Source organism: Nocardia sp. NPDC058058 (assembly GCF_042885355.1).
In the GTDB taxonomy this organism is placed as follows: domain Bacteria; phylum Actinomycetota; class Actinomycetes; order Mycobacteriales; family Mycobacteriaceae; genus Nocardia.
In genome coordinates, this window is sequence record NZ_JBHVSA010000003.1 from 917,302 (window position 1) to 929,972 (window position 12,671).

Annotated in this window: 11 protein-coding genes; 5 read left to right on the forward strand and 6 right to left on the reverse strand. The window is 63.9% G+C overall.

Annotated features, from left to right (window positions below; all coding sequences use genetic code 11):
- Nucleotides 1–73: 73 nt before the first annotated feature.
- From ACFVUS_RS27845 to ACFVUS_RS27865, 5 genes are all read right to left on the reverse strand, one after another.
- Nucleotides 74–1,000: an aminoglycoside phosphotransferase family protein gene (locus ACFVUS_RS27845; RefSeq protein WP_387772602.1), complete on the reverse strand. Its 927-nt coding sequence runs from the start codon at nucleotides 998–1,000 to the stop codon at nucleotides 74–76.
- Nucleotides 997–2,130, reverse strand: coding sequence for an aminotransferase class V-fold PLP-dependent enzyme (locus ACFVUS_RS27850; protein ID WP_387772605.1), 1,134 nt, complete (start codon nucleotides 2,128–2,130; stop codon nucleotides 997–999). The genes ACFVUS_RS27845 and ACFVUS_RS27850 overlap by 4 nt, the downstream gene beginning before the upstream one ends.
- Nucleotides 2,127–3,011: a hypothetical protein gene (locus ACFVUS_RS27855; protein ID WP_387772608.1), complete on the reverse strand. Its 885-nt coding sequence runs from the start codon at nucleotides 3,009–3,011 to the stop codon at nucleotides 2,127–2,129. Before ACFVUS_RS27855 ends, ACFVUS_RS27850 begins: the two co-directional genes overlap by 4 nt.
- On the reverse strand, nucleotides 2,984–4,546 hold the full coding sequence (locus tag ACFVUS_RS27860; protein WP_387772611.1) for an ATP-binding protein: 1,563 nt from the start codon (nucleotides 4,544–4,546) through the stop codon (nucleotides 2,984–2,986). The genes ACFVUS_RS27855 and ACFVUS_RS27860 overlap by 28 nt, the downstream gene beginning before the upstream one ends.
- A gap of 1,022 nt (nucleotides 4,547–5,568) precedes the next feature.
- Complete coding sequence (locus tag ACFVUS_RS27865) at nucleotides 5,569–6,498, reverse strand: hypothetical protein (protein WP_387772614.1); 930 nt, start codon at nucleotides 6,496–6,498, stop codon at nucleotides 5,569–5,571.
- Nucleotides 6,499–7,245: 747 nt separating this feature from the next.
- On the opposite strand from ACFVUS_RS27865, the gene ACFVUS_RS27870 reads away from it, so the two are divergent.
- Nucleotides 7,246–7,755 (forward strand): DUF6301 family protein, encoded by a 510-nt coding sequence (locus ACFVUS_RS27870; protein ID WP_387772617.1) that lies wholly within the window; start codon nucleotides 7,246–7,248, stop codon nucleotides 7,753–7,755.
- Between the two features lie 46 nt (nucleotides 7,756–7,801).
- Nucleotides 7,802–8,089 carry a hypothetical protein gene (locus ACFVUS_RS27875; RefSeq protein WP_387772620.1) on the forward strand — a complete coding sequence of 96 codons (288 nt, stop codon included), beginning with the start codon at nucleotides 7,802–7,804 and terminating at the stop codon, nucleotides 8,087–8,089.
- Here ACFVUS_RS27875 and ACFVUS_RS27880 read toward each other — a convergent pair.
- Nucleotides 8,059–8,292: a hypothetical protein gene (locus tag ACFVUS_RS27880; RefSeq protein WP_387772622.1), complete on the reverse strand. Its 234-nt coding sequence runs from the start codon at nucleotides 8,290–8,292 to the stop codon at nucleotides 8,059–8,061. The two genes, ACFVUS_RS27875 and ACFVUS_RS27880, sit on opposite strands and share 31 nt — an antisense overlap.
- Nucleotides 8,293–8,744: 452 nt before the next feature.
- On the opposite strand from ACFVUS_RS27880, the gene ACFVUS_RS27885 reads away from it, so the two are divergent.
- The 3 genes from ACFVUS_RS27885 (at nucleotide 8,745) to ACFVUS_RS27895 (ending at nucleotide 12,545) form a co-directional block, all read left to right on the forward strand.
- Complete coding sequence (locus ACFVUS_RS27885) at nucleotides 8,745–9,359, forward strand: TetR/AcrR family transcriptional regulator (protein ID WP_387774729.1); 615 nt, start codon at nucleotides 8,745–8,747, stop codon at nucleotides 9,357–9,359.
- 105 nt (nucleotides 9,360–9,464) lie between these two features.
- Nucleotides 9,465–10,625, forward strand: coding sequence for an MFS transporter (locus ACFVUS_RS27890; protein ID WP_387772625.1), 1,161 nt, complete (start codon nucleotides 9,465–9,467; stop codon nucleotides 10,623–10,625).
- A gap of 9 nt (nucleotides 10,626–10,634) precedes the next feature.
- Nucleotides 10,635–12,545, forward strand: coding sequence for a pyridoxamine 5'-phosphate oxidase family protein (locus tag ACFVUS_RS27895; RefSeq protein ID WP_387772628.1), 1,911 nt, complete (start codon nucleotides 10,635–10,637; stop codon nucleotides 12,543–12,545).
- Nucleotides 12,546–12,671 lie beyond the last annotated feature (126 nt).

Here is a 12,671-nt window from a genome sequence, read left to right on the forward strand (position 1 = left end):
CGGGGAGTTGCCCACTCACCGTTACGTGGCCAGCTTCCGCTGGAGCGTTCTGATATACGGGCGACAGGACGACTCATCGGATCGCCGCGAGCACCGTGTCTACGTTGCTGGCCCGCACGAAGGCCTCCATCCGTGTCGCGGAAGCAGGCAGGTACGGGCGGTATTCCAGTATCGAAAGCATAAATGTCCAGGCGTGCAGGCGAATTGGATCGAGTAGCGGGTGTTCATACAATTGGTGCAACCGGTCAAGGGTCGTGCCCGGAGAGTCCTGTACCGCTATCCACAGACCGGCTTCGGCATTGATGTCGCCGAAGGCCCCCAACGGATCGATGGTGTACCAGCGGTCGGGGCCGTGCAGGATGTTCTTCGCTTGCAGATCGGCGTGTAGGACATGTTGTGTGGCAGTGGTTTCAAGTAGGCGGTCGAGCACACGTTGCGCGTGTTCGAGTCGTTCAGAGGCGCGGAAGTGATCCATGGCGTCGCTGTATTGCGGATCGGCGAAGCGTTCTCGTGCCCAGTCCATTCGCATGGTCATGATGTCGGCCACGTCCTTGAGCGCCGGAGGCTGCGTCAGGCCGGGCTGGTTCAGTCGAGTGAGTAACCGACCGAATCGGTGGGCGTCGTCGGTGCCGTCGATCGGCCAGGCGATGGTGCCTGGGATGATTCGGGTCATCAGGAAGACCCCGGAATCGTTGGCGCACTGCAAGATCTCGGGTGCCGCGTGTGCGGCGGCCCACCGTTGAAGTAGTTGTACCTCGACGTGACCCGAATCTGTGTCGACCGGGATCTTCAAGACCGCTGGTACACCGTCAAGGGTGGTGCTGTAGACGCAGCAGGACATGGCGCCGCTGTCGGCGATGCTCTCGAGGGTCAGATTCCAGAGTTGGGCGTAGTGGGTGATGCGCTCGGGTAGTGCGTCGAGCCAGGCTCGGCCGTCGTGCTCGCCGCGGAGGAAGATGATGGCCTTTTCGAGCCGTTCGGGTATCGGCGGCACCATCATCGAGCGAGTACCTCCTGCAGTCGGCTGGTGAGGGAGTTGATGTCGTCGTCGTCGTTGTAGATGTGGGTGGAAACTCGAAGGAGGGTTTCGCCTTGGGGGCTTGGGCCAACCCATGCGCGAATGCCGGCTGCGCTCAAGGCGGCTTTGACCTCGGATACCGTCACATCGTCCAGAATGAAAGCCCGCATCCGTGGGGGGAGGTACAGGGGGTTCGTGCTGGTGGGTCGTGCCCCGATGTGCTCGAGCGCTTGCGATGCGGTGTGAGCCAACCTGTCGCAATCGGTGAGCAGACCGCCCTCGTTCCAGCTAAGCCATTGCATTGCAGCAGTGCTTAGGCACAGGCGGGGCACTGGGTCGTACGTTCCTGGCCAGGAGAACCGCTCGACCAGGTCGGGGGAGTCCCAGGTGAGAGAGACCTCGGCGGGGTGGACACGGTCGACGAGTTCGGGTGCAAGCCAGAGGAATCCGACCGGGCGCAGGCTGGGCAGCCATTTGTGCATGGTGCCGAACATCGCTGTCACACCCCACTCGGTAGGGGAGAGCCGTATATGGCCGGGGGCGTGTGCGGCGTCGAGAATCAGCTCACCGCCGCGACTTCGGACCCATTTCGACAGCCGGTGAACCGGAAGCCGAATGGCTGCCGAGGAGGAGATCGCACTGGCCTGCAAATAGGTCACGCGATCCGGAACGCGGGCATCGAGGGCGGCCAGCAATTGCTCGGGTTCGTGGAACGGCAGCGAGACGGGGCAGACGATCAGCTGAGCTCCCGCTTTCGCGCAGGCGATTTCCCATCCACGGCGTATCGAGGAGTACTCGGTATCGAGCACGACAACGGTGTCCACTGCGGTGAGTGGAAGCGACTGCATCAGCGCCGCCGCGCCCGCGGTGGCATTGCTGCACAGGGTCATCAGATGCGGTTCCAACCCGAAACCGTGTGCCGTCAGGGTTGTCTCGGTGCGCAGTTGCTCGGTGAGTTCACCACCGAGGTAGCGATTGGGATCGGATTCGATCTGTGCGCGGACACTTTCGGCCTTAGCCAGGATCGAGCGAGTGGGGAGACCGTAGGACGCGTGGTTGAGTTGGATCAGGCCAGGTTCGAGGGCGAACGTCTGCTGCGCAAGCGACTTCACGCGCCCACCCCGGTACCGGGCAGCGAACGCAACCAGGTGAGGCTGGGCACGTCGAATCGGAAGATCGCGTCCGCGGCTTGTGTATCCGCCTGTGAGACACCCAATTCCGCGACTGTGAACAGCACCGGGTCCCAGCCCGGGGAGCGGCGCCCGAGGATAATGAGGTGGTCGGCGAGTAGCGCGCAGCGATCGGGAGCGAGGATCTCTTCGCGGCACACGCCGCGGAGCTCGGCGACCAGACGATTACTGGCCGCAGGACCGTACAGTTCGTCCAACTCCCAGAGCTGGAAGGCGAGGGTGGCTGTCACCCGGCCGAGCGCTGCGGGCAAGCTGACATCGAGATATCGGGCGAACCCTTCGGCGGCTTCGGGGTATCGGTGCTGTAGGCCCAGCACACGACTCGAGTCCCGCAGGTGCGGCGGATTTTCGCTCGCAACTCCCGAGGTTTGAGACATGCGGGCCAACTGTTCGAGCAGGCCCCAAGAGCGACCCAGCTCCAGACATGCCATTGTCTTCTTGCTCAACCAGTGCAGCGCTTCGTATTCGACGTACGGGTGACCAGCTGTGCGCGCGGCGTCGATCGCGCGCGTCAGCCAATGCTCAGCCTCAGCGATCTCATAGGCGGCAAGATGGGCCAGCCCTCGGTGCCCGAACGCGCGGGACTGCACCTCCGAGTTGGTACTCATTGCGGCCACCGCATCACACAGCTGGATGCATCGAGTGGTGTCCTGAGCCGGACCACACAGCGCGACTTCGGCTTTCAGCATCAACGCTTCTGCTCGGATCTCACCTGGATCAGGGTATGCGGTGGTCAACTCATCCAGGACACGGCTGGTCTCGACCCACCGGCATGTCATGCGCAGGTTGCGCGCCGACAACATCTGTACATGGGCTTCAACATCGGGGCAATGGTTTCCGCACCCACCCTCGCGAGAGCTGCGGCACAGGCGTGGGTGCCGCCTGCATGATCACCTTCAGCGGTTAGACATTCCGCCAGAAGCTTGTACGCGGCGAAGGAGGGCGTTTGCTCGACCGCGATCCGAACCAGATCACGAGCCTTGGACACTGCCCCTAACCCGAACTGGCGTCGGGCCGCCTCGAGCGCTAGTCGCCCCGCCTTGGTCCGGTTACGCGCGGCCATCGCGACCGCAGCTGCTCGCACATAGGTTTCGTCGTCCCACTCGGGCTCGGCCTCGAGGATGTCGAGCAGTTTGGCGTGCTGACGCCGCCAGTGCGGCGGGTTCGCGGCCCCGCGGTCGCGCAGAATCTGAGCGAACAGGGGGTGATGAATCATGTATCTGTCGTACTCGCCCCTAGATTCGGCAGGACGGACGAGTCCATGCTCGTCGTAGAGCACGTCCAAACGCTCATACACATCGTCGATATCGATACGGAGCAAGCGTGCGAGATAGTCGACCTCGAAGCTGTACCCGACCAGTGCCGCGGTCTCCATCAGTCGCTGATCAGTACCGCTCAGATACGACAACCGCTCCTCGAGCACAGCTGTGATCTGTTGCGGTGCAGGACCACTCGCGTGACTGCCCAGCCGTGCCAACGATTCGGCGAACAATGGGTTGCCCGCACTCAGCGCGACAATGCGCGAAATCACTTGTGGCGCAAGATTGGACCCGCCCGTCGAGCGCCGTACCAACTGCTCGGTGTCATCCCCCGACAACCTCTCGAGTTCGATGACCTCGGTCTCCGGCCGGTAGCGGCACAGCCGAAACACAGCCCGCTGCAGCGGATGCGTCTGCTCGGACGAGCGCAGCTGATCTGGGCGGTACGCCAGTACGAGGATCAACGGACCGCGAATCCGTAACGCGACCGTGGTCAGCAAGTCGATCGTGGCGGTATCGGCCCAGTGCAAATCATCGAGAATCAGCAGGAGTGGATGATCGGTGACCAGGTCCGCGATCAACCGCAACAACTGATCGAGCCGACTGTCGATCTCGGACTGCCGGTTGCCAGATGCGAAGAACGTCTGCCCGGTTCGCATCCCAGCTGCCAACAACTGCCCGACCACCGGTACGGATTCGATCCAATCCGGTGCATGCTCGCGAAACGACGACGCAACCCGATTCAGCAGAGTTCGAGATCCCGAACGCTCCGCCGACGCGGTCAACGACCTCAGGCATTCACGTACCGCCTGGAATGAGTCCGAGGCAAGAGAATTCAACATCGCCTGCCCATACCCGGACAGCAAGCCGACATCCGCATGCTGCTGCACCGCGACATGGGCGAAGGTCGCGAGAAGGCTGGACTTGCCGACACCCGCCTCCCCGCGCATCACCACGACGGCACCCTCGCCGCGGTGGATCGAGCGGTCCACGCACGTCAGTAGTTGCGAGAGCTCATCGGTTCGGTCTACCAGCGGTGGGGGCGCATGACGCGACAAGTTATCCCCGCCCCCTCCCATGAATAGGTCTGGCGACGAATTCTAGTCGAGCACAGCGGGATTGGCCGCTGATCGTGAACGCCCATGTTGATTGAGCGACGCGCTCGCATGGTCTCCGAGACTGTGGGCGACGCCGCACGGTGGAGTAGGCGACCGACGATGGTGGACCCATTAGTCTACCCAATCACACACCGGGCTCGTTCCGGAAATGGGCAGATCGCTACCCGGCCGCCGGTGCGGTGGTGTCGGTGGCCGGAACTGCGTCGGAAGCCAGTCCGGCGTGAATCTGTTGTGGGGCAAGGCCTTTGAAGTGGGTCGGCTCGCCAGAGATCTGAGCAGGTGCTCCCTCGCGGGCCCCTGCTGTTGTGCTGCTGGGTGGGCAGTCCCGCGCGGTGGATCCAGGTCGTCAATCTCGGGCGCTGGTTCGGTGTTGTATCTCTTTGCGCCGCAAGCCATCGCGAATTCGCAATCGGCCTAAACACCGCAAAGTGTTGATGGCGTGTAAGATTCGCCGCGCGGCGGCCTTGCCCCAGCGTGCTGCTGGCGAGTTGAGGGATAGGCGTTGGGGCGGAATGAGCGTTAATTGGCAAGTCCCAATCACGTGTGCCTAATGGTCTCTTTCAGCCTCGGTGGTTTCGCAAAGCTGCGGAGAACGGCAACACAGGCACGATGTACCGCCTCGGGTTCATGCTTCAGATGCGAGGCGTACTTGGTGACGCCGAGGCCTGGTAACGCAAAGCCGCCGACAGCGGTCACGCGCACGCGATGAGCAGCTTGGGAGCCTTCCTCAAGAAGCGAGGCACCCCCGCTGGCGAAGGTTGATTAACTCGGTATACCTCGTCGGTCGATGCTGCTGAGACCCTGCACTGTCGACCGCGGGCTATCGGTCCGGTTCTGGCTCGGAGAAACAGCGAAATCGGATGTGGCAAACGCAGTTTCGATGAAAATAGCATCGATACTGACCCGACCTGTGTCTGGGTCAGGCCAACGCGCTCGCGCGCTTAACCGACGGTGAACGGCGGCTTCGGGAAGCTCGTATTGAGCTATTTCGACTTTCCGTCGGACAGTCGTCGGATCCAGGGGACGTTCCTGGTCAGTATCGTCCATCGTTGTTCCACCTTGCGTGCGGACGGCTCGCCGTAGAACTCGGCGATCTGTCGGTACGAATAGCCGCAGGCTTTGCCCCACACGATGTTTCGATCCCGCATGGTCAGCTGGGCCAGGTGCTCGTGCAGGATCAGGTGATCGCTGACCGCGTCGCTGGGGTCGGAGGCCACACGCCGGTCGTAGCGAGACTCGGTGATCTCATGGTGTAGCGCAGCTTCGAAGCTCTTGCGTTCGCGCTCGTCGGCACGACGCTGCTTGTGTAGCTCGTTCGCCGTCGCGTGCAAGCAGCCGGTTAGAAAGTAGGTTGCCAACGAGGCACCACGCTCCGGGCGCCACCCTGTCCCTCGAAGACAGCGCTCGCGGAACGTTTGCAGCCCGATCGCCACGACGATGTTGATCAGTGACTGGCGGTAGTGGCCGTCGCGGAGCATCCTCTCGGCTTCACGGGACGAAGGCCTGTAGATGATCCGCTTGGACTTGAATTCCTTGAGCAGGTGCCCGGATCTCATCCACGCCTCGAGTACGCCTGTCGCATTCTTGATGAGGGCGCGCGCACATTTCTCCCACTCCGGGCCCTCGAACCCAGCTAGTCGCAATGCCGCGAAAGACCTGATATCCCTGGTCACTTGCCCTGCAGTTGGTTCCGATGTTTGGACGGCACGGTCGCGCTCGATCATCGACGCCAAGATTTCGGCGCGAACTTCCAGGGGAACAAGAACCCACAAGGAGCCGACTTCGACAAGGACGTCGCCCAGGTCGTGACGAGCCGGTCGACCCTTGATCTGTTGTAGCGGGTGGCAAGTCTCGTCGGCGACCATCTTCTTCGTTATCGGCACGCTGTCGGCTTCTACTGCCTCTGCTGGCACCATAAGCTCCTCCATGATTTCCCGGACTACCCGGACCGGCTGTTTCACCTGGCCCCGGCGGCGACCGGCTACCCGTTTATATGCGGCCTCAACGTGAGCACACATGGCTCGGATCCGATGCCGCTCAAGCGTGTCGCCAACTGCGGCGATCGGTGAATCACGCCGCATACAACCTAGGCATGATCAACCACATTCTCACTTGCTTCGGTGTGGTGAGCGCGGTCGGCAGCCTGATCTGGTGGCTACGGAACGATGGCCCTGTCCGCCTCTACGCCGGCATCACCGCTGTGGGCCACCCCGACCCTGCTCGCCGTCGCGATGCTCGCGCGGTCCTCGACGCGACCTCAGCGCATACCCGGAATGGACTACAAGCACGGCGTCGCTCTTAGCTTGAGATTAGCCTCAGCTGATGTGCAGGGCGGTCGGTCTCACGGTTGGCGAAGTCCTTGGCAGATGATTTTTCCTGCGACAGAACGAATCTCAGACCCTCCCGACCCGGACCCGGACGCCCACCGGGGCCGAAGAACACCACCCCGTCGCCCGCCAGGACGTGGGATTGATCCTGGTCACCGGCCACGCCTACACCGGCCCGCCCATCACAAGCAGACGTCAAACCCCGCCGACCAGCGCAAACGTCCAACAGAGGTTAAATCTCAAGCTTAGTGCTTGTGAACAAACTGATCGGGTAGACGGGTTGGCGGACCGAGGTCGCCCTCGCGGTCCGGTTCGCGAACGTAGTCTTCGCGTATGCGTGCTGATATTGGCGGGGCTTTCGAGGTCGCGCGGGTGGGTGTTGGGTTCGGCTGGACATGGGTCGATGCTGACTTGGGTCCGTTGACTGAAGCCCTGGGCTGGCAGATCACCGAGTCGAGGCCGCTCAGCGCAACGTTGGCGACGACCTTGCAGATCGACAATCAGGCAGCCCTCGTCACCGGTGGTGGAGACGAGATCAAGTGGATTACGGTCTGCGTCACCGACGCTGGCGAAGAGGACGATCCCGAAACGGTGGAGTTCGTCGCCGACGCGTTCACCGAACTCTCGAACCGACTCATTGACCAGTTCGGCGCCCCGACCACCAGTCGTCGGGGTTCGGAACCGGAAATGTGCTGGGAGCGTCCAGGAGTGAGTCTTGAACTGTCGAATGCCACTGACATCCTGTTTCTCCGGTTTGTTAATCCGCAGTACCAGGCGCGGATGAATGCGATCCCTGCGATGCGGGACGAATACCTCTGCGGGGTCTGCCGGTTGTCGTGGTGATGGTCGGCCTATCGTCGGAACGGGGTGAACTCCGAGGGAGGCGGCGATGGTGTCGTGGCGTGATGAGCTTGCCCGGCGTGAGACGGCGGCTGCCGAGCAGGTCGAGCACCTGCGGCGGCAGATCGCAGAGCTGACCGAGCAATTGGTGGTGGCCGAGCAGATGCTGTCGAAGCTGGTGATCACTCGGGAGACGATGACCGAAATCCTCACCGAGACCGATATCGCCGGACCTGAGTTTCCCGAGCGGGTGATCGAGTACCGGTGTGCCTCATATGCGCGGCCGCCAACTCCGTATCGACAGAACTATTCAGGTCCGCCGAGCGCAATTGGCTGATAGGCCAGCGCCTTGTCGACGATCTGCTCTGGTGTCAGGGGCGGAGTCGAGAAGTCGTGATAGATATATTCAACAATATTCGGATCGGACACCGAAGATTCTATCTGGTCCATCCATCGATCCTGTGTCTCCTCGTCGCCACCCTCGCGACTGATCAATCGGCCGACGAGATCGATCAGTTGTTCTCGATTGAGTTTCTCCACAATTCACCTTTTCGCTCGATGATCTTTTGGGCCACCTTGTAGCCGATTCTGCTTGTCTTCGCCGAAACTAACAATACCCCAAGGTAATTCGGGCTTCGGGAGGGTTCTTTTCAAGGCGAGAACGAGGTTCCGCAACCGCCTTGTGGGCGGCAGGGGAGTGTTACTAGTCGGCACCTCGGAATTGGTGGGCGTGTGGTCAGGATCGTTGCCGGTGCAGTGCCCAGAGTGTTTGTCTGGATAGCGGGTGCGGCCGGGCCATCTGATACGCACCGGTCCGCCGGTGGATGTATAGGTAGGCCGGGTAGGTGCCGGATTCGGCGCACTGCCAGTACATTTCACCGGGAGCGATCTGTATCGCCAGATTTTCGGCAGGGCCGGTCGGCAGGCAACCGCGACCCCGCCGACGGTCCATAATTTGTATCTCGAAGTCCAGAATGGGTAGAGTGCTCGTCATGGGTGCTGGCAGGCCACGGGAGTTCGATGAAGCGGCGGTTCTCGATGCGGTCGCGGGGCGATTCCGAGTCCGCGGGTTCGCCGACACATCGACCGAGCAGCTGTGCGAGGCGGCCGGTGTGCGGCGGAGCAGCTTGTACAACACGTTCATCTCGAAGAACGAGCTGTTCGTTCGCGCGCTGGAGCGACATACCACCCTCGCCCTCCAACAGCAGGAGGCGATCCTGACCGATCAGCGCCTGTCCGGAATCGAGCGCCTCGCAACGCTTTTCGATGTTGTCCTCGCCGAGGAACGTGCCGCCGAGGGGAACGGCCACGCCGCGGGCTGCATGATCGTGGCGTCGCGGATGGCACCCGATCTCGGTGCCAGGGAGTCGCGCGTACAGGGTCTCCTCGATCGCTACGCGGACGTTCAACTCGCACTGCTGGCCGACGCCGTGCGAGCCGGTCAGCTGGACGGCACCCTACGCAAGGACGTCGCGGCGCGCGACGCGGCACTGATGGTTTCCTCGGCCATCTCGGGGTTGCGTGTCCTCGCGCAGTCCGGCTCCGGTGTTGCCGAGCTCGCGCGGGTGGCCGATCTGCACCTGCGTTCTTTGCGCACAGTCACCTGACCGGGGCTTTTGCGTGACTCATTTTTGAACTTTCGAATACAGATTTCGTCCGACGATAGAGATAGAGCGCCGATGACAAGACACCTGTACCTGCTGATGCTGACCATGCTCATCGTGGTGTCGAGCGAGCTGCAGATCCCGGCGATGATGCCGGTGATGGCCCATGATCTGGGAGTCGACACGGGCATGATCGGGATGCTGGTCTCGATCTTCGCGCTGGGCATGGCGATTGGCGGCCCGGCCATCGCCTTCGTCCTGCGGCACCGGCCGCCGAAGCCGGCACTGCTCACCGTGGTCGCGGCGTACGCGATCCCCGAACTGCTCGTCCCCCTCGTGCACGAGTACTGGTGGGTGGCGCTGATGCGCCTGTTGACCGGATGCCTCGCCGGGGCGGCCGTCGGTCTGTCGATCGCCTACGCCACCAGGCTCGCTCGGAGCCCGGACACGATCGGCGAGGCCGTCTCGATCGTGCTCAGCGGAATCATGGTCGGCACCGTCGTCGGGCTCCCGGTATCGCACTTCATCGCCGAAAGATGGAGCTGGCAGGCCACATTCCACGTCCTCGGCGCCGCCGCTGTCGTCGTCTTCGTCGTGAGCCTGCTCGCGCTGCCATCGCGAGAGGCGGCAACAGCCGACGACGCCGCCCAGGACCTGCGCAACCTCCGCCTGCCCCGCCTGTGGTCGCGCTACCTGGTCAGTTTTCTGACGATCGGTGCCGCGTACGCGACCTTCTCCTACTTCACCCCGCTGCTGGAGCAGAGCGCCGGATTCAGCTCATCGGCGACGACGCTGATTCTGCTCGCCTACGGCATGTGCGCACTGGTGGGGAACCTGGCCGTCGGGAAGCTGGCCGACCGCCACGCCGTCGGTGTCCTGCGGGCGGGCCACGCCGTGCTCGCCGTCTCGCTGGCCGTGATCGCGGTCGCCAGTGATGCGCGGCCGGTGGTCCTGGTCATGGTTCTGGCGGTCGGATTCGCCGGTGTCACAATGAATCCGCCGCTGGTCACGCGGGTTGTCGAGGTGGGCGGCAGCGGTGCCCTCGTCAGTACCGTCCACACCTCGATCATCACGCTGGGCATCACCGTCGGCACGGCCGTCAGCGCGGCCACGATCGGCGCGTTCGGCGATGACCCAGCGGTGGCGATGTGGACGGGCACCGGGTTCGCCGTGCTCGCCGCGGTCGTGCTGGCGCTACAACGCCCGAAACGCGACGCGCTCCGCGCACCGGGGTCGGCCCAGCCGACACTCCAGCAGACGGCGCGGTAGGAGGCGATGATGGCTACGGATCCGGCAACCGCGACATGGCATCCCGGCGAGCAGGCGATGCACCGCCTCCTGCGGGTGGTGCACGGCGACAACCCCACCATGGCTGGTCTGCCGATTTCATACGGGCGCTGGATGGCCGAGAGCCCACTTCTCATGCTGGGCACGGTCGATGAGCACGACCGCGTGTGGACCACCGTGCTCGGTGGCAACGCCGGAGTGGTCCGGCCCGTGGCGGCCGGTGTCCTGGGCGTGCACGCCCGCTCGCGCGGGCCACTGCTCGGCTTGGACCCTGTGCTGGAAGCGTTGTTCGCCGGGCACGATCTGCGCGACGGCGCGATCGCCAGGCACGAAGGCGGCGGGAAGCTGGTCGGCGGGCTGGCAATCGATCTGGAGACCCGGTCACGGGTCAAGCTCTCGGGCAGGGTGTTGGGCGGTGCCGTCGTGGCGACCGATCCGCAGACCGGGACATCGGCCGATGTGCAACTGGCAGTCGCCGTCGAGGAGACACTGGGCAACTGCCCGAAGTACTTGAACCGCAAGGCGGTTCGGCCCTACGACGCGTCGCCGACGCTGGTCAGCGAGCGACTCCCGCTCGTTCCCGAGGCGGTCGACCTCATCGGCAGATCCGACCTGTTCGCCATCTCCAGCCGCCATGGCACGGCGAGCATGGACACCAACGTCCGGGGCGGGGCGCCCGGGTTCGTGCGGGTCCTGGCCAACTCGGCCGCGGCGGGCGTCACGCTGGTCTATCCGGAATACTCCGGGAACCGCCTCTTCCAGACCCTAGGCAACCTGCGGGCCGACCCCGCGGTCGGCGTGACCTTCCCCGATGTCGAAACCGGTGCCGTGCTGTACCTCAGCGGACGCGCGGACATCCTCGTCGGCGCGGATGCCGCGAACCTGTTGCCGCACAGCAGACTTGCCGTCCGCGTGCATGTCGACGCGGCCCGTCTCGTACGGGACGGGTTGCCGTTCCGCGGCACTCTGCTGGATCCGTCACCCTACAACCCGCCAGTCCACCGGTTGGCTCAGGAAATCGGCGGTTCTCCCGCCATCGGAACGACCGCTTCCGACGGGAAGCCGGTGGCCGTCGCCACGGCGACGCTGCTGCGCCGATCGACCGTCACGCCGACCATCTCGCGGTATACTTTCCGGCTCGGCCCCGATCCGTCGACCGCGTCCTCGCGAGCCGCGTTCGCACAGCTGACACCGTGGCGTGCGGGGCAGCATGTCACGCTGGATTTCTCCGCCCACCTCGATCGCGGCTGGTCGCACATGCGCGACCATGATCCGCGATCGCTCAACGACGACCACATCAGGTCGTTCACAATCTCGAGCCGGCCCGTCGCACAGCCCGAGGACCGCTCGGCGGTGCTGGACGGTACCGAGTTCGACATCACCGTCCGCGCACAGGGGCCGGTGACGGACTTCCTCCGACGGTGGCGTCCGGGCCGGTCGGTCGACGTCGCCGTGCTGGGCTTCGGAAGCGGCGACGAGATCGAGTTCGGTTCTGCCCCTGACGATGACACCGTCGTCGTCGCTGCCGGGGTCGGGATCACACCGTTCATGGCCCAGGCGCAAGCGGCATCCACGGCAGCAGCGGACCGGCGACTGAAGCTCCTATGGAGCGTGCGGGCCGACGACCTGCCGCTGGCGGTCGAGGTCTTGGGAGCGCTCGACGAAGTGGCAGCGGTAACCGACCTCTTTGTCACCCGCGGCACCGGATCGGAGCTGGGAATCGCGGAACTGCGCGAGCTCGGCGCGCGCGTCCACACCCGACGGATCGAGCCGACCGACGTCCGATCCGCAGGCACCGCTGGGCGGCGGCGCTTCCACCTGTGCGCGCCGCCAGGTCTGACTCGGTCGGTACTGGAATGGGTCGGAGACGAGCACGTGCGATGCGCGACCTTCACGTACTGAACGGCTCCGACCGCGGGACCGTAGTCTGCTCATGCTTCCGCAGGCCGGTATTCGAGATCCATTGTCGCGCTACATCTTACGTTCCGCCTCTGCGGCAATCGTCCGGAGTTTCCTGGGGCAGATTGG